At 73.3% G+C, this 18,389-nt stretch carries 18 protein-coding genes; 9 read left to right on the top strand and 9 right to left on the bottom strand.

Features of this window, described 5'->3' with window-relative positions:
• Positions 1-257 precede the first annotated feature (257 nt).
• Genes ETD85_RS10205 through ETD85_RS10175 form a run of 7 tightly spaced genes read left to right on the top strand, consistent with a single transcriptional unit; the run spans position 258 to position 7,620 of the window.
• Positions 258-1,151 carry a transporter substrate-binding domain-containing protein gene (locus ETD85_RS10205; RefSeq protein WP_170246613.1) on the top strand — a complete coding sequence of 298 codons (894 nt, stop codon included), beginning with the start codon at positions 258-260 and terminating at the stop codon, positions 1,149-1,151.
• Positions 1,148-2,029 carry an amino acid ABC transporter permease gene (locus ETD85_RS10200; RefSeq protein WP_240779064.1) on the top strand — a complete coding sequence of 294 codons (882 nt, stop codon included), beginning with the start codon at positions 1,148-1,150 and terminating at the stop codon, positions 2,027-2,029. The genes ETD85_RS10205 and ETD85_RS10200 overlap by 4 nt, the downstream gene beginning before the upstream one ends.
• Positions 2,026-2,826, top strand: a complete 801-nt coding sequence (locus ETD85_RS10195; protein ID WP_276617210.1) for an amino acid ABC transporter ATP-binding protein — start codon at positions 2,026-2,028, stop codon at positions 2,824-2,826. The genes ETD85_RS10200 and ETD85_RS10195 overlap by 4 nt, the downstream gene beginning before the upstream one ends.
• Complete coding sequence (locus tag ETD85_RS10190; RefSeq protein WP_138689381.1) at positions 2,823-3,962, top strand: CapA family protein; 1,140 nt, start codon at positions 2,823-2,825, stop codon at positions 3,960-3,962. The genes ETD85_RS10195 and ETD85_RS10190 overlap by 4 nt, the downstream gene beginning before the upstream one ends.
• Positions 3,955-5,193 (top strand): CaiB/BaiF CoA transferase family protein, encoded by a 1,239-nt coding sequence (locus tag ETD85_RS10185; RefSeq protein ID WP_138689380.1) that lies wholly within the window; start codon positions 3,955-3,957, stop codon positions 5,191-5,193. The genes ETD85_RS10190 and ETD85_RS10185 overlap by 8 nt, the downstream gene beginning before the upstream one ends.
• 1 nt (position 5,194) lies before the next feature.
• Complete coding sequence (locus ETD85_RS10180; protein ID WP_138689379.1) at positions 5,195-6,337, top strand: 2-hydroxyacyl-CoA dehydratase family protein; 1,143 nt, start codon at positions 5,195-5,197, stop codon at positions 6,335-6,337.
• Entirely contained in the window at positions 6,325-7,620 is a 1,296-nt protein-coding gene (locus tag ETD85_RS10175) for a 2-hydroxyacyl-CoA dehydratase family protein (protein ID WP_170246612.1), read from the top strand. The genes ETD85_RS10180 and ETD85_RS10175 overlap by 13 nt, the downstream gene beginning before the upstream one ends.
• On the opposite strand, the gene ETD85_RS10170 is transcribed toward ETD85_RS10175, so the two are convergent.
• From ETD85_RS10170 to ETD85_RS10155, 4 genes are read right to left on the bottom strand one after another with little or no spacing between them, the layout of a single operon-like run.
• Positions 7,580-8,710, bottom strand: coding sequence for an ABC transporter ATP-binding protein (locus ETD85_RS10170; protein WP_138689378.1), 1,131 nt, complete (start codon positions 8,708-8,710; stop codon positions 7,580-7,582). The two genes, ETD85_RS10175 and ETD85_RS10170, sit on opposite strands and share 41 nt — an antisense overlap.
• Positions 8,711-8,727: 17 nt before the next feature.
• Positions 8,728-10,431: an ABC transporter permease gene (locus ETD85_RS10165; RefSeq protein WP_138689377.1), complete on the bottom strand. Its 1,704-nt coding sequence runs from the start codon at positions 10,429-10,431 to the stop codon at positions 8,728-8,730.
• Positions 10,428-11,462, bottom strand: a complete 1,035-nt coding sequence (locus ETD85_RS10160; RefSeq protein ID WP_138689376.1) for an ABC transporter substrate-binding protein — start codon at positions 11,460-11,462, stop codon at positions 10,428-10,430. Before ETD85_RS10160 ends, ETD85_RS10165 begins: the two co-directional genes overlap by 4 nt.
• Positions 11,459-12,430 (bottom strand): CapA family protein, encoded by a 972-nt coding sequence (locus ETD85_RS10155; RefSeq protein WP_138689375.1) that lies wholly within the window; start codon positions 12,428-12,430, stop codon positions 11,459-11,461. The genes ETD85_RS10160 and ETD85_RS10155 overlap by 4 nt, the downstream gene beginning before the upstream one ends.
• Between ETD85_RS10155 and ETD85_RS64570 the strand changes: the two genes are divergently transcribed.
• Positions 12,414-12,599, top strand: a complete 186-nt coding sequence (locus ETD85_RS64570; RefSeq protein WP_206058219.1) for a hypothetical protein — start codon at positions 12,414-12,416, stop codon at positions 12,597-12,599. The genes ETD85_RS10155 and ETD85_RS64570 overlap by 17 nt on opposite strands.
• Positions 12,600-12,655: 56 nt before the next feature.
• Here ETD85_RS64570 and ETD85_RS10145 read toward each other — a convergent pair whose 3' ends face one another.
• From ETD85_RS10145 to ETD85_RS10125, 5 genes are read right to left on the bottom strand one after another with little or no spacing between them, the layout of a single operon-like run.
• Positions 12,656-13,114, bottom strand: coding sequence for a pyridoxamine 5'-phosphate oxidase family protein (locus ETD85_RS10145; RefSeq protein ID WP_138689374.1), 459 nt, complete (start codon positions 13,112-13,114; stop codon positions 12,656-12,658).
• Positions 13,115-13,127: 13 nt separating this feature from the next.
• Positions 13,128-14,312, bottom strand: a complete 1,185-nt coding sequence (locus ETD85_RS10140) for a nucleotide disphospho-sugar-binding domain-containing protein (RefSeq protein WP_138689373.1) — start codon at positions 14,310-14,312, stop codon at positions 13,128-13,130.
• Positions 14,313-14,326: 14 nt separating this feature from the next.
• Entirely contained in the window at positions 14,327-15,559 is a 1,233-nt protein-coding gene (locus ETD85_RS10135) for a cytochrome P450 (RefSeq protein ID WP_138689372.1), read from the bottom strand.
• Positions 15,549-16,682: a cytochrome P450 gene (locus tag ETD85_RS10130; RefSeq protein ID WP_138689371.1), complete on the bottom strand. Its 1,134-nt coding sequence runs from the start codon at positions 16,680-16,682 to the stop codon at positions 15,549-15,551. Before ETD85_RS10130 ends, ETD85_RS10135 begins: the two co-directional genes overlap by 11 nt.
• A gap of 13 nt (positions 16,683-16,695) precedes the next feature.
• Positions 16,696-17,760, bottom strand: a complete 1,065-nt coding sequence (locus tag ETD85_RS10125) for a methyltransferase (RefSeq protein ID WP_138689370.1) — start codon at positions 17,758-17,760, stop codon at positions 16,696-16,698.
• A gap of 161 nt (positions 17,761-17,921) precedes the next feature.
• Here ETD85_RS10125 and ETD85_RS10120 point away from each other — a divergent pair, with 161 nt between their 5' ends.
• On the top strand, positions 17,922-18,374 hold the full coding sequence (locus ETD85_RS10120; protein WP_138689369.1) for an anthrone oxygenase family protein: 453 nt from the start codon (positions 17,922-17,924) through the stop codon (positions 18,372-18,374).
• Positions 18,375-18,389 lie beyond the last annotated feature (15 nt).

The raw sequence follows: 18,389 nt of genomic DNA, 5'->3' as shown, positions 1-18,389 counted from the left end.
CTCCCTCCCTCATCAGCCCTGCCCGCCCGCCGTCCGCGCCGTCCGCGCCGCCCGCGCCGCTCGCCCGCCGACCGCGCCGCCCCGCCCGGCATCGGGTGAGGGCGCGGTCTGGCGTGGCCGCGCGCCGTCATGCTCCGCGCGCCCCGTTTCCTTCTCCGCACCGGGAACTCTTGACAGACGTGCAGTCGAAGCTGTGACATTAATGCGGACGATCGCAACGCTAGTTGCAGCATGATCCGGGTCGCGGGAGGACCACCATGAGATTGCCAAGGACCACCCTCGCGGCCGCCGCGGCCCTGACCCTCGCCGGCGTCGCAGCCTGCGGCGGAAACGGCGGCGGGACGACGGGAGCGGGCGGCGGAACGGCCCTGTACGAGCGCCTACCCGATGCCGTCAAAGATGCGGGCGTCATCCGATTCGCCGGGGATTCCCACCCTCCCTACCGGATCGTGGCCAACGACGGCAAGACCGTCACCGGCATCGACAAGGAGTTGCAGGACGCCCTCGCCAAGGTGCTCGGGGTGCGCGGCGAGATCTCGATCGTCAACGGACTGCCGGCCGCGCTCTCCGGCATGCTGGCCTCCCGGTACGACGCCTTCAACGGCCCGGTCAAGGACACCGCCGAGCGCGAGAAGCAGTTCGACGCCATCGTGTGGATGGTCAGCCGCACCTCCTACCTCGTTCCCAAGGCCACCTCGTCGGCGGTCAAGGACTCCGGCGACCTGTGCGGCAAGCGCATCGCCGGCACCGCGGGCAGCGTCGTGGAGGAGCAGGCCAAGCGCCTGAGCGACTGGTGCACCAAGCAGGGCAGGCCAGCGCTCACCTTCATCGGGCTCGCCGACACCAACGGCACGATCCTGGCCGCCAAGTCCGGCCGCGCCGACGCCGCCGGCATGACCGAGAGCGCCGCGATCGACGCGATGAGCAAGGAGAAGGACGCCTTCACCTACGTGACGCAGTCCGACGAGCAGGGCGCCGGCATCGACCAGCTCGCGATGCTGGTGCCCAAGTCCGGCGGCCTGGGCCCGGTCATGCTGGAGGCGTTCAAGGAGATCTTCAAGAACGGCGAGTACCAGCGGATCGTCGACAAGTACGGCCTCCAGAACGTGGCCGTGGACGAGCCCAAGCTCAACACGGCGGCGGCGCAGTGACCCCGATCGCCCCGGCGACGACCGTGGCCGGCGCGGGTGACATGGGCGAGCCGGCCGACGTGGCGACCGCCCGCCCCCGCGTGCGCCCGCTGCGCTGGCTGGCCGGCGCGGTGCTGCTCGTGCTCGCCGCCCAGCTCGCCTGGTTCCTCGTCACCAACCCGCGCTTCGAGTGGCCGGTGGCCGCCGAATACCTGCTCGACCCCAACATCCTCGCCGGTCTCGGCATGTCGCTGCTGCTCACCGTCATCGCCATGACGCTGGGCAGCGGGCTCGGCGTGCTGCTGGCGGCCGGCCGGCTGAGCGGCTTCAAGCCGGTGGCCTGGGCCTGCGGCGTGTACGTCGCGGTCTTCCGCGGCATCCCGCCGCTGGTCCAGCTGATCTTCTGGTTCAACCTGGGCTACCTGCTGCCGCGCATCTCGCTGGGCGTGCCGTTCGGCCCCACCTTCGCGTCGTGGCCGACCAACTCGGTGATCAGCTCGCTGACCGCCGCGATCCTCGGCCTCACGCTGCACGAGGCCGCGTACATGGCCGAGATCGTCCGGGCCGGGATCCTCGCCGTGGACGGCGGCCAGCGCGACGCGGCCCGCGCGATGGGCTTCACGCCCGGTCAGAGCTTCGTCAAGGTCGTGCTGCCGCAGGCCATGCGGGTGATCATCCCGCCCACCGGCAGCCAGTTCATCAGCCTGCTCAAAGGCACCTCGCTGGTCAGCGTGATCGCCATGGCCGACCTGCTCTATTCGGTGCAGGTCATCTACAACCGGACCTACCAGATCGTGCCGCTGCTGATCGTCGCCTGCGCCTGGTACCTGGCGGTGGTCACCGTCCTGTCGCTCGGACAGCGGCGCCTGGAGCGGCACTTCGGAAAGGGGCAGCGGTGACCGTCACACCGGTCCTGCGCATCCACGACGTGCGCAAACGCTTCGGCGACCACGTCGCGCTCGACGGCGTCAGCCTGGACGTGCACGAGGGCGAGGTCGTCACCGTGATCGGCCCGTCCGGATCCGGCAAGTCCACCCTGGTCAGGTGCGTCCAGCAGCTCGAAGGCATCGACGGCGGCGCCATGTACCTCGACGGCGAGCTGCTCGGCCACGAGTTCCACCGCGGCCACCTGCGGCCCCTGCCCGAGCGGCGGGTGGCCACCCAGCGCGGCCGCATGGGCATGGTCTTCCAGCAGTTCAACCTGTTCGCGCACTGGAGCGTGCTGCGCAACCTCACCGAGGCGCAGGTCGCGGTGCACGGCCGCACGCCCGAGCAGGCGCGGGCGGAGGCGCTGCGGCTGCTGGAGCGCGTGGGGCTCGCGGACAAGGCACAGGCCCACCCGCGGCAGCTGTCCGGCGGCCAGCAGCAGCGCGTCGCCATCGCCCGCGCCCTGGCCACCGACCCCCGGATCATGCTGTTCGACGAGCCGACCAGCGCGCTGGACCCCGAGCTGGTTGACGAGGTCCTGAGCGTCGTGCGCGACCTGGCCGCCGGCGGCATGACCATGATCATCGTGACGCACGAGATGAGCTTCGCCCGCGAGGTGGCCGGCCGCTGCGTCTTCATGGAGCACGGGCGCGTGGCCGGGATCGGCACGCCCGAGGAGATCTTCGACCGTCCCGAGTCACCGCGCCTGCGCGCGTTCCTGTCGCGCTTCTCCCAGGAACGGGTGCTGGAAGAGGAGAACGCCCAATGACCGCTCTGACCGTGATGGCCGTCGGCGACCTGGTGGTGGACGAGCCGGACCCGGCGTCGTTCTTCGCCCCCGCCAGAAACACGCTGAGCCGCGGCGACGTGGTGATCGGCCACGTCGAGGTGCCCCACAGCACCTCGACGGCGCAGGTCAGCACCGACGTGCCCGCCCCGCCCGCCGATCCCGCCGCGCTGGCCGCGATCGCCGAGGCCGGCTTCCACGTGGTGACGCTCGCCGGCAACCACGTCTACGACGTCGGCGACCAGGGCGTGGCCGACACGCTCAAGTACGCGGCCGAGGCCGGCCTGGTCACCGCCGGCGCCGGCCTGACCCTCGACGAGGCCCGCAGGCCCGCCGTGGTCGAGCGCGGCGGGCTGCGCGTCGGCGTGCTCAGCTACAACTGCGTCGGCCCGCGCGAGTCCTGGGCCACCTCCCGCAAGCCGGGCTGCGCGTACGTCAAGGTCCTCACCCACTACGAGCTCGACCACGCCAGCCCGGGCGGCCCGCCGGCCGTCTACACCTTCGCCGACCCCGCCCACCTGGAGCGCATGGCCGCCGACGTGGCCGCGCTGGCCGCCGAGGCGGACATCGTGCTGGTGTCGCTGCACAAGGGCGTCGGCCACACCCCGGCCGCGCTGGCCATGTACGAGAAGCCCGTCGCCCGCGCCGCGATCGACGCCGGCGCGCACGCCGTGTTCGCCCACCACGCCCACATCATGCGCGGCGTGGAGATGTACCGGGGCCGGCCCATCTATCACGGCCTCGGCAACTTCGTCACCGTCACCCATGCCCTGACCCCCGCCGCGGGCGACGCCGGCGAGCGGGCCCAGGAGGAGCGGATGCAGTGGTCCCGCCGCCGCAAGGAGCTGTACGGCTTCGCCCCCGACCCCGACATGCCGTACTACCCCTTCCACCCCGAGAGCAGGAACACCGCCATCGCCACGTGCCGCTTCGATCGCGACGGCCTGGTGTCGGCCGGGTTCGTGCCCTGCTGGATCGACGACGCGGGCCGGCCGGTGCCGCTCGGCGACGGCGCGGAGGGGCGGCGGGTGGCGGCGTACGTCGAGGACATCACCCGCCGCGCCGGCCTGGCCGCGGAGTTCGGCTGGGAGGGCGACGAGGTGGTGCTGCGTGGCTGACGGCCCGCTCACGGGGCGCACCGTCATCGACCTGACGACCGCGCTGGCCGGCCCGTACGCGACCCTGCTGCTGGCCGGGCTCGGCGCCCGCGTCATCAAGGTGGAGAACCCGCTGACCGGCGGCGACAGCTCCCGCAACAACTCGCCCTACGTCGGCGCGGACGGGCTCACCGCGGTCCGGCGCGAGCCGGACGACATGTCGGTGTCGATGCTGCTGCGCGGCCGCGGCAAGCGCAGCGTCACCCTCAACCTCAAGCACGCGAAGGCCAGGGACCTGCTGGCCGGGCTGGTGCGAGAGTCAGACGTCATGGTCGACAACTACAGCGCGGGCGTCATGGCGCGGCTCGGCATCGGCCACGACTGGGCGAGCGCGATCAACCCGCGCATCGTGTGCACGTCCATCAGCGGATTCGGGGCGCAGGGCGGGCCGGGCTCCGGCAAGGCGATGGACACCATCGTGCAGGCGCTCAGCGGCGTGATGATGACCGCGGGCGCGCCCGGCGAGCCGCCCGTCCGGTTCGGGCTGCCCGTGGGCGACCTGGTCGCGCCGCTGTACGCGGTGATCGGCACGCTGGCCGCCGTCATCCAGGCCGACGCCACCGGGCGCGGGCAGCACGTGGACGTGTCCATGCTGGGCGCGCTCACCTCGCTGGTGGCCTGCGAGCCGTTCGACGCCTACGAACAGCTCGGCCTGCCGGCCCGTACGGGGACGACCGTGCCCCGGCTGGCGCCGTTCGGGACCTTCCCGGCCGCGGACGGCTGGTTCGCGCTGTGCGGGCCGACCGACGCCTTCGCCCGTGGCCTGTTCGCCGCCATGGACAGCCCCGCGCTGGCCGCCGACCCGCGCTTCGCCACCCGCGACGCGCGCGTCTCCGGCGCGGACGAGCTGCACGGCATGATCGCGGCGTGGGCGGCGGACCGGCCGCTGGCCGAGGTGCTCGACCTGCTCGCCCGGCACGGGGTGCCCGCCGCCGAGGTCCGCGAGCCGGTCGCCGCCGTACGCGACCCGCTCGTGCTGGAGCGGGCCGAGGTCGTGCCGCTGGAGCACCCGCGCCACGGGGACGTGGCCGGTCTCGTGGGGACCGGGGTCCCGATCCGCTTCTCGGCCGCCGGGGCCGCGCTCGACGGGCCCGCGCCCGCGCTGGGCGAGCACAACGCCGAGGTGTACGGCGGGCTGCTCGGCTACTCCGACGACGAGCTGAAGGCGCTGGCCGAGGACGGGGTGATCTGACATGATCCCCGCCCTGGCCGCGCTGGAGGAGGCGTACCCGCAACCCAGAGAGCAGGCCCCACCCGGCGACGGCGCTTCAATCGGCGTCGGACCCGGCGACGGCGGTTCAGCCGGCGGGGGGCCGGTCGGCGGCGGGCCGGTCGTCGGCTATGTCGGCGCCGACGTGCCCGTCGAGCTGCTGACCGCCGCCGGCTTCCACGCGCTGCGTCTCGTCGGCGACCCCGGCGAGCCGGCCACGCTCGGCGACCGCTACCTCGGCCGCGGCGTGGACCCGGCGGCCCGCTCGATCCTCACCCGCCTGCTCACCGGCACGTTCGGCGACCTCGACCGGGTCGTGATCGGGCACGACTGCGAGGCGTCGCTGCGGCTCTTCTACGCCTTGCGCGAGCTGCGCCGCGTCGAGCCGGGCGCGGGCGTGCCGGAGGCGTACCTGGTGGACGTCCTGCACCTGCCGCACCGGACCACCGCCCGCTACAACCGCCGCCGGATCGGCGAGTTCGCCGCCCGGCTGGCGGCGTGGAGCGGCCGCCCGCTCGACGTGGCCGCCGCGGTGCGGGCGCACGACGAGCGCCGCCGCCTGCTCGCGGCCGTGGCGGAGCTGCGCCGGGCCGTGCCCGCGCGGCTGACCGGCCGACAGTTCCTCGCCGCCGCCAACGCCGCGCTCCCCGTCGCCGAGCACGTCGCCCGGCTCGGCGAGCTGCTGGCCCAGGCCGGCCGCCTGCCCGAGCACCACGGGCGACGGGTCTTCCTCAGCGGCTCCGACCACGACACACCCCACGTGTACGAGGCGATCGAAGCCGACGGCCACGTCATCGTCGGCGAGGACCACTCCTTCGGCGACCCGCAGGCCGGGCGGCACGTCGGCGCGGGCAGCCTGGATGCGCTCGCCGAGCACTACCACGAGCACGGCCCGACCGCCCATCGCGCCACGGCCGCCGAGCGCGCCGCCCACGCGGCCGAGGCCGTGCGCCGCTGCCGGGCCGAGCTGTTCGTCGCCTATGCCAGGACCTGCGACGACGCTCCCGCCTGGGACTTCCCGGCGCAGCGGGCCGCCGTCGGCATCCCCGCCGTGCTGCTGGACCGGCAGGACTACGGGCAGGCCGACCTGGCCGCCCTGCGGAAGGACGACGCATGCTCAGTGTGAAGAAGCTGGCCTCGGCCGCGGAGGCGGGCAGGCACCAGCGCGAATGGTTCGCGGACCTGCGCGCGCGGGTGGCCGCGGGGGAGCCGCTGGCCGTGGTCAACGCCGACGTGCCGCACGAGATCTTCCGCGCGATGGACATCCCGTACGTGGTCAGCCAGTGGTGGGCGTCGGTCGTGGCCGCCAAGCAGCGCTCCGGCCACTACCTGGAGCTGCTGCGGCGGCGCGGTCTCCCCGACTACTCCGAGCAGTACAACGCGGTCACGCTCGGCTCGGCGTTCGACCCCGACCCGGAGTCCGGCCCGTGGGGCGGCCTGCCGAAGCCGAGCATCGTGGTCGGCGACGCCTCCGGCGACGTCACCCGCAAGATCTTCGACATCTGGGGCCGCGAGCCCGGCGTCACCTTCTACCCGCTGGAGAGCGCCGCCGAGAACGAGGTGCCGGCCAACTGGTGGGAGCTCATGCCGCACCGCTGGGAGGAGGCCATCGGCCCGGCCCGGCTCGACCTGCTCACCGCCGAGCTGGAGGGCCTCGTCAGGTTCCTGGAGACCACCACCGGCAGGCGGTTCCGCGAGTCGCGCTTCCGCGAGGTGATGGCCCTGGTCAACGAGCAGGAGGAGTGGAACAGGAAGACGCGCGACCTGGTCGCCCGCACCCGTCCCGCCCCGATCTCCGTCGCCGACGGCATCCCCGGCGTCATGCTGCCGCAGTGGCACCGCGGCACCGAATGGGCCCGCGACGCCGCGCGCCGCTTCCACGAGGAGGTCCGCGAGCGGGTGGACGCCGGGGACGCGGCCTGCCCGGGGGAGCGGGCGCGGCTGATGTGGATCGGCCGCGGCCTCTGGTACGACATGGGCTTCTACCAGCGCTTCCAGGACGAGTACGGCGCCGTCTTCGTCTGGTCGATGTACCTGGCCATCGCCGCCGACGGCTACCTCCGGTACGGCGACGACCCCATGCGGGCGCTCGCCGCCCGCTTCGCCGCCTTCACCGACCAGCTCTACACCCCGCCCTGGTCCAGCGAGTGGTACGTCAAGGAGGCCCGGCTGCACGGCATCGACGGCGTGGTGCACCTGGTCTCCGATGACCCGCGCGGCAGCTACTTCACCGCGCGGGCGCTGGAGTCGGCGGGGTTCCCGGTCATCGAGATCGAGGCCGACAACGTCGACGCCCGCACCTACGACGGCGACGCGGTCGCCGGGCGCATCGGCCGCTGGCTGGAGGACACCGTCCTGCCGCGGGCGCTCACGCGGGCAGCACCAGCAGCCGGTCCGGGGCCACGCTGAGCCACACCTCGTCGCCGCCGGTCTCCGAGCCGTCCGACCACAGGCGGCAGGCGATGCCCTCGGCGTCGAGGTGGTGCTCGATGTGCGAGCCGGCGAACATGGACAGCCGCAGGCTCGCCCGCCACCGGTTCGGCCCGTCCGGCTCCTGCCCGCTCATCCGGCCGTGCTCCGGCCGCCAGACCGCCACGCCGGGCGCGCCCTCCACCAGCCCGGGCCCGGCCGCCCCCTCCAGCGGCCCGTACGGGGTACGCAGCACGGCCCGCCCGCCGTCCACGCCGGCCACCTCACCGGGGATCTCGTTGGCGATGCCGACGAAGCCGGCGACGTACCGGGTGGCGGGCCGGTCGTAGATCTCGCGGGGCGGGCCGAGCTGCTCGACCCGCCCGGCGCGCATGACGGCGATCCGGGTCGCCAGCTCCATCGCCTCGGTCTGGTCGTGCGTGACGTACACGGCGGCGAAGCCGAGCCTGCGCTGCATGGCCAGCAGCTCGGCCCGCAGCCGCTCGCGTACCTTGGCGTCCACGTTGGACAGCGGCTCGTCGAACAGGATCAGCCCGTCACCGGCCACCAGCGCCCGGGCCAGCGCCACCCGCTGCTGCTGGCCGCCGCTCATCTCGCCCGGGTGCTGCCGGGCCAGCTCCCCGATGCCCACCAGATCCAGCGCCTGCCCCACGCGGGCGGCCACCTCGTCCCTGGCCGGCCGGCCGCCGCGCCGGCTCAGCAGCGGATAGGCCACGTTGTCGAACACGGACATGTGCGGCCACAGCGCGTACGACTGGAACATCATGCTCAGGCCGCGCCGCTCGGGCGGCACGTCCAAGCCGCGCGCCGCGTCGAAGACGGCCCGGCCGCCGATCTCCACCAGCCCCTCGTCCGGCCGTTCCAGGCCCGCGATCGAGCGCAGCAGCGTCGTCTTCCCGCAGCCGCTCGGCCCCAGCAGCACGAGGATCTCGGCCGGCGCCACCTCCAGGGACACGCCGTCCACGGCCGCGGCGAGCGTGCGGTCGGCCCGCCGGAACTCCTTGCGCACGCCGTCGAGGCGGACGACGGGCGTTGTGGAGGCCCGCTCGGGAACAGTCTTTACGTCCATCGCTTGCATGGGGGACCTCAAAAGTGGGTTCGGGACAGAGGGGAGGCGCCGCGCCGGCGCGCGTACCAGGTGACCGGCAGCACCACCAGCGACGTGGCCAGCGTCAGCAGGATCGAGATGGCGCCGAGCATGGCGTAGTCGCCGTTCGCGAACACCTCGAGGATGCGGAAGCCCACCACCTCGTTGTCGGTGCCGGCCAGGATCGCGGAGGCGCTGATGTCCCCGGCGATGGTGACGAACAGCAGCGCCCAACCGGCCAGCAGGCCGGGAGCCATCAGCGGCAGCGTGATCCGGCGGAAGGTGCGCGCCTGGCTCGCGCCGCTGATCCGGGAGGCGTCGGTGAGCTCGGGCCCGACCTGGCCGGCCGCCGCGTCCGACGCGGTGGTGGCCTGCGGCATGTGCAGCGACACGTACGCCAGCACGAGGATCCACAGCGTGCCGCCAAGCTGGAACGGAGCGCCGCTGAACGCCAGCACGAACCCGACCGCGATGACCAGGTGCGACAGGGTCGGCGGGAACTTGATGGCGGCGTCCACCAGCAGCCCCGTGCCTCGCCCCGACCTCCTGACCAGCACCGACACCACGGCCGCCGCCAGCACGCCGATCGTCGCGCACACCGCGCCCAGCACGAGGCTGTTGACCAGCGCCTCCTGGGTGGCCGTGTCCGTCAGCGTGCGGACCACCGCGTCGAGGTTGAGCCGCGCCCAGTCGACCGTGCCGCTCCAGAAGCCGGTCAGTGACACCAGGAGCAGCGCGCCGAGCGGCAGCACCGACGTCAGCGTCAGGTACGCGACCAGCGCCGCCCGCACCGGGCCCCGCCGGCGGCCCAGCCGCAGCGGGCGCGGGCGGGCGCCCTTGCCGCCGAGGCCGGCGGTGCGGGAGCTGCGCAGCAGCCGGGTCTGGGCGTACCAGACGAGGGTGACGACCAGCATGACGACGAGGTTGAGGCTCACCGCCACGCCGGTCTCCGGCGGGTAGGTGAACGACAGCAGCTGCACGACCCGTACCGACAGGATGTCGAGGTGGGCCTGCGGCGCGAGGATCGCCGGGATGGAGAACAGCCCGAACCCGGTCCACACCATGAGCAGCGCCGCCGCGCCCAGGCTCGGCCGCACGGCGGGCAGCGAGACGCGGCGCAGGGTGCGCCACGGGCCCGCGCCGCTCACCCGCGACTGTTCCTCCATGGCGGCGTCGGTGTTCCGCAGGCCCGCCGAGACGATCATGAAGACGTACGGGACCTGGTAGATCGTGTAGACGAAGATCAGGCCGTACCAGGAGTGGATGTCGATCGGGCCCTCGGCGCCGCCGAGGCCGAGCAGCGGGCGCAGGAGCTGGTTGAGATAGCCCGAACGCTCCGAGCCCAGCAGCGACCAGCCGATCGCGCCCGCGATCGGCGGCAGCAGGAACGGCACCAGCGGCACCACGTCGGTGAGCAGCCCCATGCGGGCGTCGGTCCGCTCGTTCACCCAGGCCAGCGCCGAGCCGATCAGCATCGCCGCCACCCCGCTCCCGCCCACCACGACGGCGGTGTGCCAGAGCAGGGTGGCGAGGTCGGGCTGCGCGAGCGTGTCGCGGATCGGCGCCAGGTCGATCCGGCCGCCGGTGACGAACGGCCGGACCACCACCAGGGCGAGCGGATAGACCGCCAGCGCGCCGAGCCCCAGTGCCAGCAGCGTCCCGGCGACCTGGAAGGGGGTGAGCCCGCGCAGCCGGGCGATCACGTCAGGCCCAGCAGGGTGGTGATGCGCTCGGCGGGCGTGCCGGACAGCTCCCGGTTGAAGGTGTAGCGGGCGGGGAGCGTGGCCGGGTCGAGCGGCGAGCCCGAGCCGGGGACCGCGTTGAGCTTCTTGTTGCCCTCGGCGCTCATCAGGTAGTGGACGAACAGCCGCGCCGCGTTCGGGTGCGCGGCCTTGGCGGCCAGGCCCGGCACGATCTCCGGCCCCGTCGAGGCCGGCGGCTGCACGAAGCCGACGGGCGCGCCCTTGCGCGTGAGGTCGTCGGCGATGGACTGCACGCCCGGCATGACGATCGCCGCCTCACCGGCCGCGAGCTGCTGCGTCGCCGGCGCGGCTCCGGAGGCCACCACCGGCTGCTGCTCCTTGAGCTTGGTGAGGCACTCCTCGCCGTGCTCCTTGACGATGAGATTCCAGAACGGCGTGTACGCGGCCGACGTCCGCGGGTCCACCAGGATGATCTTGCCCTTCCACTTCGGGTCGAGGAGATCCTGCCAGTCCTTGATCGCGTCGCCGCCCTGCTGGGTGTTCACGGCGATGCCGGTGGGCTGGATCTGGATCACCGCGGTCCCGGCGTCGGGCAGCAGGTACTCCTTCGGGAAGCCGCCCGGAAAGTCCGGGATGTTCGCCTCGGCGAGCTTGACCGTCCAGCCCTTCTCCAGGGCCTGCGGCACGAACGGCGTGTAGGAGCCCACGAACAGGTCGGCGGCCGGCTTGCCGCTCTCGGCCTCGGCGGCGAACCGCTGGGCCAGGTCGCTGGAGGTCAGCCGGATGAACTTGACCTTGACGCCGTACTTCTTGGCGAAGTCGTCGGAGACGGCCTTGGCGATGTTCTCCGCGGGCACGCTGTACCAGACCAGCTCGCCCTCCTTCTGGGCCGCCTCGATCAGCGTGCGCAGGGCGGGGGAGGCGCCGGCGGGCACGGGCGCGCCCCCGCCGGGCTCTCCGGAGCCGCAGCCGGACGCCAGCAGCAGGGCGGCGCACCCGGCGGCAGCCGCGAACCGTAGCCGAGAGATCATGATTCCTCCGTTCGGACGATCAGGGCGTTTCCGTCCGGATCGAGGTGCGTGCTGAGGCCCTGGTCCGCGCCGACGTCCCGGAGGTACGCGGCCACCTCGGCGAAGCGGGGGTCGGCGCGGTCCAGGAACTCGGGGCGGGACGAGCGGTCGATGTAGGCGGGCAGGACGGCCACCTCGCCGATGCCGTGCCGGGAGATCCGGCAGCGCACCGCGACCGTCTTGCGGGAGTCGTGCGGGAAGTTGTAGGTGCTGCCGAGGTCGGGCTCCCACCCCGGGTGGAGCTTCAGCAACTCCCTGAATCCCTTGCTGGCGGCGTGCTCGGCGGTCATCGGCAGGTCCATGGCGAAGTTGCCCAGGCTGTAGAAGATCGCCTTGCCCCGGAAGACCTCGACGCCCTTGAGTATGTGGGCGTGGTGGCCGAGGATGAGGTCCGCGCCCGCGTCGATCGCCGCGTGCGCGACGTCGCGCTGGTAGTCGGCCAGCACGGCGGGGACGAAGTGGATGCCCCAGTGCAGGGAGAGCACGACCACGTCCGCCTGCTCGCGCGCCCGCCGGACGTCCGTGACGAGCGCCGCCAGGTCGTCGCGGTGCGGGTAGGTGATCACCCGGCACGGGGTGCCGGGCTGGTCGGGCTCGGTGGGCTCGTACACGGTGTGGGCGCGCATCGGCGCGCAGCCCGGCCGCCGTTCGGTCGCCCAGTAGTCGGCGGGCAGGATGCTGCAGTACGCCAGGAACGCGATCCGCGTCCCGGCCCGCTCCACGACGCGCGGCTCGCGGGCCGCGACGATGTCGGGGCCGACGCCGAGCACGGTGATGTCCTCGCCCGCCAGCGCCCCGATCGTGTCGAAGAACCCCTCGGCGCCCCAGTCCATGCAGTGGTTGCCGGCCCAGGAGACCACGTCGAAGCCGGCCCGCCGCAGTGACCCGGCGGTGGCGGGGGCGGCGCGGGCGGTGCCGTGGGAGTTCATCGACCAGACGTCTCTGGTGGGCGATGCCAAGCGGATCGCGCTGCGGATGGGCGACTACGCGGCGGCCGGCGTCACGACGCTGGGGCTGACCTCGCTGGCGGGCTCGGTCGATGGCCATCTGGAGACGTTGCGGGTGGCGGAGGAGGCCCTGCGCCTGGGCCGCGGCTGAGCATGGGTGCGCCTCCGGGGCCCGGCAGCCGGGGCCCGGAGGCGGTCGCCGCGGGATCAGTCGAGCCAGTGACCGCCGGACATGACCGTTCTGGCGGGGATCTCGGACAGGTCGCGCCAGGCGCTGACGCGCTCCGGGCGCAGGCACAGGGCGATCACGCCGGGCACCTGGTCCGGGTTCAGGGGCAGGCGGCCGAACAGGGCGCGGACCCGGTCGGGCAGGTCGGCGGGCTCGGCCAGCGTGACGGGGCCGTCGATGAGCACCACGTCCCGGGCGGTGCCCAGCGCGGCGCGGGCGCGACCGGTCCTGCGCAGGTTCGTCACCGTGCGGTTGCCGCGCTTGGTCATCATGATCACGTCGGTGCCGTCCCAGGCGAACGCCAGCGGCACCAGGTGCGGCCCTTCCGCACCCGCCGTGGCCAGCCAGACGTGCCGCTCGCCGGCCAGCGCCTGGAGGACGTCGGCCCGGCGCTCGGCGCTCGTACGCGGTGGGGTGGCGGTGGTGGGTCTGCTCATCGGGGTCTCTCCTCTAGGCGGCCAGGCGTTCCAGGACCGGGACGACGTCGTTGGGCGTGGGCTGGGCCCGCAGCTCCGCGCGCAGCCGTTCGGCGGCGGGCCGGCCGGAGGCCAGCAGGTCGCGTACGCGATCCCGCAGCGTCGCGGCGTTCACCTGGTCGCGGGGCAGGCAGGTGCCCGCGCCGGTGGCGGCGAGCCGGTCGGCGGCGAAGATCTGGTCCACGAGCTGCGGCAGGACGAGCTGCGGGACGCCGTAGTAGACACCCGTCAGCGTGCTGCCGAAGCCGCCCTGGTGCACCAGCGCCGAGCAGGTGGGCAGGAGCTGGTGCAGGGCGACCCCGCTGGTGACGCGGACGCCCGGGGGCACCTGGCCGAGCTGCTCACGGTCCTGGCGGCCGACGGCGACGACCAGCTCCACGTCCAGCTCGGACAGCGCGGAGACCACGGCGGGCAGCAGGAAGGCGGCGGCCCCGCCGAGGCTGGTCGTGGTCGCCCCCCAGGTCAGGCAGACGCGCGGCCGGGACGGCGGCTCCCACAACCAGTCGGGCAGCACGGCCCGCCCGTTGTACGGCACGTAGCCGACCCTCGCCCGCTCGACCCGGGCCGGGATCTGCATGCTGGGCGGGCACGGGTCCACGGTCAGGTCGCCCAGGATGCGGCAGTCGCCCAGGCCGAGCCGGGCGGTCGTGGGGGCCAGCACCTCGGGGACGAGCTCGTGCGCCTGGTAGGTGAGGTCCACGCCGTGGATGTGCCGTACGGCGGGCACGCCCAGCAGGGCGGCGACCAGCGGTCCCGCGTAGCTGGTCGGCTCGAACAGCACGAGGTCCGGCCGCCAGCGGCGGGCGAACTCCAGCGTGTCGTCCACCATGAGGTCGGCCCTGGCGGCGAACACGCCGAACACCCGCGCCACCTTCTCCCGCTGGCCGGGCCGCCAGTGCTCGCCCGCGGACACGCCGGGCGGCGGGGCGGCCGGGACGCGGTCGTGGCGCAGGCCGTCCATCCGCTCGGCGCGCAGCCGCTCGTGGTCCACGTCGGGACCGGCCGGTACGAACACCGCGCCGGAGTCGGTGACCACCCCGGCCATCGCGGGCTGGCTGGCGACGCATACCTCGTGCCCGGCGGCCCGCAGCGCCCACAGGACGGGGACCAGCGGCAGGTAGTGCGACGACCAGGCCCAGCAGGTGACGAGCACGCGCATGCCGTTCTGCCTCCTCACCAGGTGACCGGGATCTCGGTGAACGCCTCCAGCAGCGATCCCTCGTGCCGGCGCAGGTCCTTGGCCGGGACGGCCAGCCGCAGGCGGGGGAATCGGCGCAGCAGGCTCTCGGTGGCGATCTGGAGCTGGGTCCTGGCCAGCGCGGCGCCCACGCAGAAGTGCGGGCCGACGCTGAAGGTCAGGTGCCCGCCCACGTCCTCTCTGGTGATGTCGAACTCGCCGGGCCGGTCGAAGGCCGTCGCGTCCTGGTTGGCCGAGTCCACGGCCGGGATCACGCTGGCGCCCTTCGGGATCGTGTAGCCGTCCATCTCGATGTCGTCGATCGCGTAGCGCAGCATCGACACCGACGAGCCGACCAGCTTCCAGCGCAGGCACTCCTCCACCGCCGCCGGGACGCGGCCGTAATCGGCGCGCAGCAGCGCGAGCTGCTCCGGGTGCGACAGCAGCAGGGCGACGCCGCCGCCGAGCTGGGTCGCGGTGGTCTCGTAGCCGACGAGCAGCAGCAGCCGGCACCACCAGTGCAGCTCGTGCTCGGCGAGCCGGCCGTCCTCCTGGTCGCGTACCTGGATCAGGGCGCTGACCAGGTCGTCGCCGGGTTCGGCCCGCTTGGCGGCGATCAGCTCGCCGATGTAGCGGTTCATGTCCGCCATCGCGGCCTTGATCTCCTCGGGCGGGAACCGGCTGACCGACAGGAAGTGGTCGGTCCAGTCGCGGAACAGCGCCGTGTCCCGCTCGGGGACGCCGAGCAGGCGGCAGATGACCCGGATCGGCAGCGGGAAGGCGAGCGCCTCGTTCAGGTCGGCGGCCCCGTCGTGCCGCGCCATGCGGGTCAGCAGCTCGTCCACCACGGAGTGGATGTACGGGCGCAGCGCCTCGACCCGGGCAGGGGTGAAGGCGCGCATGACCAGGCGGCGCACCCGGGTGTGCGCGGGCGGGTCCGGGTCGATCCTGGGGTCCTGGAACATGCGGTTGTTCTTGGCGATCCGGGCGGCGCCGGGGCGGCCGAGGTTGCGGCTGAGCCGCTCGTCGAGCAGCAGCCGCCGCACGTCGGCGTACCGGGTCACGAGCAGCGCGCCGTCGCCGCTGGGCAGCGTGATCGGAACCACCGGACGTTCGCGGATCTCCGCCAGCTCGTACGGCACCTCCAGGGCCGACGGGCGCGGAAACGGGTAGGGGCAGCGCGCCTCGCCCTCGGGCCGGCGGGCCTCGTCCCGCTCGTCACCAGACAACGGGCACCTCCGTGAAGCCCTGGAAGAAGGCGTCGTGCTGGCGTTCCAGCTCGGCGACGGGCGTGGCCAGGCGCAGCCCGGGGAAGCGGCGCAGCAGCCCGGACAGCCCGATCTGCAGCACCGCCCTGGCCAGCGGCGCGCCCACGCAGTAGTGCTGGCCGGTGCTGAAGGTGAGCTGGGTGCGGCCCTCGCGGGTCAGGTCCAGCTCGGCCGGGCAGCCGAACGCGGACGGGTCGTGGTTGCCGGCTTCGAGCGCCGGGATGACGCTCGACCCCTTGGGGATCGTCATCCCGGCGACCTCGATGTCCTCGGTGACGTAGCGCAGCATCGACAGCGACGAGCCGACGATCTGGCAGCGCAGCAGCTCCTCCACCGCGGCCGGCATCCGCGTCTCGTCCTCGCGCAGCAGCGCGAGCTGCTCCGGGCGCGACAGCAGCAGCACCACGCAGCCGGAGAGCTGGCTGGCCGTCGTCTCGTAGCCGGCCAGCAGCAGGAGCGTGGACCACCAGTGCAGCTCCTCCTCGCTCAGCCGGCCGTCGTCCTCGTCGCTGACCTTGATCAGCGCGCTGATCAGCTCGTCGTCCGGATCCTCTCGCTTGCGGGCGATCAGCGCGCGCATGTACTCCCAGGGCGGGGAGCTGGTGTCGCCGAAGTGGGCCCGCTCCTGCTCGGGCACGCCGAGCAGCTCGCAGATGATCCGGATCGTCAGCGGGTAAGAGAACGCCTGGTTCAGGTCCACCGGGCCGCTCCGCCCGGCCAGCTCGTCCAGCAGCTCCCCGGTGATCTGCTCGATGCGCGGGCGCAGGCGTTCGATGCGGTGGGCGGTGAACGCCTTGCCGATCAGGCGGCGCATCCGGGTGTGACCGGGCGGGTCCATGTCCACCTGGCGCTGGAAGACCTTGACCTTCTTGGCGGTCATCCTGGCCACGTCGGGGCGGTTGCGGTTCTTGCTCACCCGGGGGTCGGCCAGCACCTGGCGGATGTCGTCGTAGCGGGTCAGCAGCAGGGCCTCGTCGCCGCTGGGCAGCGTGACCCGGACGACGGGCTCGGAGTGCAGGTCCGCGAACTCCTTGGGCTGCTCCGTCGGGGACGGCCAGGCGAAGGGGTAGGAGTAGCTCGGCATGGCAGCGCCTTCCTCAGATCGGGCGGGCCTCGATGATCCAGTGCGGCGGCATGGTCTTGGTGGTGTCGACCAGCTCGAAGCCGGAGGCGGCCAGCAGCTCGCGCCAGTCGCGCAGGTTGCGCTCCTTGCTGCCGAGGCTGACGCCCATCGCGATGTCCATGGCCTTGCTGAAGTGCCAGTCGTTGCCGTCGGGCACGACGGCCTCGACGATGAAGACCCGGCCCTCGCTCTTGTCGCCGAGCGCGGTGCGGATGTTGCGCAGGATCGCGACGCAGTCGTCGTCGTCCCAGTCGTGCAGGATCGCCTTGAGCAGGTACGCGTCCGGCCCGGGAGTGATCTCCACGAAGAAGTCGCCGACCACCAGCTCGGCCCGGTCGGCGACGTCGTGCTTGGCCAGCACCTCGGCCGCGCCGTCGATCGCGGACGCCTGGTCGAACAGCAGGCCGCGGGCGCCGGGGTTCTTGCCGAGGATGGCCGCCAGCAGCCGGCCCTGGCCGCCGCCGATGTCGGCGATGAAGGAGAAGCGGCTGAAGTCGTAGGAGTCGGCGACCTGGGCGGCCATGTTGCTGGTGCCGGTCATCGCCCGGTGGAAGACCTCGGCGACGACGGGCCGCTCCTCCATGTACTCGAACCAGCCCTTGCCGTCGCGCACCTTGGGGCCGGCCGGCTCGCCCGTGCGCAGGGTCTCGACCGCGTAGCCGAAGCAGTTCCAGATGCTCTCCTCGCCGTACAGCCACGCCAGGTGGCGCAGCGAGCCCGGCACGTCGCTGCGCAGGTACTCGCCGGTGCCGGTGAGCTCGAAGCGGCCGTCCGGCAGCTCGGCGAAGATCCCGACCGAGGCGGCGGCCCGCAGGAACCGGTAGAGCATGCCCGGATCGGTCTGGGTGGCCGCGGCCAGCTCGGCGACCGGCCGCGGGCCGTCGGCCAGGTGGTCGGCCACGCCGACCTGCGCCAGCGTGCAGACCGTCGCGGAGATCATCTTTCCGGCCAGCACGGTCAGCAGGTGATGCTGCGGACCGCCCGATCCGAACGTGGGACCCGTCGGCGACTGCTGCTCAGCCGCGAGGCTCGATGTCATGAATCCTCCGATCTCAGCCGCCGCCATCGGCGGGCCCGGACTCGCTGCGCAGACTCTCGCCCTCGCGGCTAGAGGGCCGCTCCAGGGCTCTTAGGACGTCCGGCCGGGCCCGCCAGCCGCTGTTGAGCGGGGCTTCAGCCCCGCACCGGATCCTGCCTGGCATGACCGTTGTCCTGAGCGTGTTGGTGCTGGTCGGCAGCGGGCTGCTGGCCGGCGTGCTGTTCGCGGTCGCACTCAGCGTGGTCCCGGCGTTCCTGGCCATGCCGCCGGCCGGGTACGTCGAGGTCCACCAGCTGATCGGCCGGCACTTCGACCGGGTGATGCCGCCGCTGGTGCTCACCTGCACGGCCGCCGACGTGGTGCTTGCGTTCACCGCGGGCTCGCCGTACCGGGCGCTGTTCGCCGTGGCGGCGGGGCTGCAGGCCGGGGTGTCGGTGATCTCCCAGTTCGGGAACGTGCCGATCAACCGCGCGGTCAAGCGGCTGGCGCCGTCGAGCCTGCCCGCCGACTGGCGCGATCCGCGGCGGCGCTGGCGGGCCTGGCATCTGGCCCGTACGTGCCTGGCCCTGCTGGCCTGCCTGGCCAACGTGTGCGCCGTGGTCCTGGCCGGTTGACCGCCCGGCATCCCC

The sequence above is a fragment of the Nonomuraea zeae genome (assembly GCF_005889725.1).
Taxonomy (GTDB): Bacteria; Actinomycetota; Actinomycetes; order Streptosporangiales; family Streptosporangiaceae; genus Nonomuraea; species Nonomuraea zeae.
Note: the sequence above shows the minus strand (reverse complement) of the source record. Positions and strands in the feature narration are given on the sequence as shown.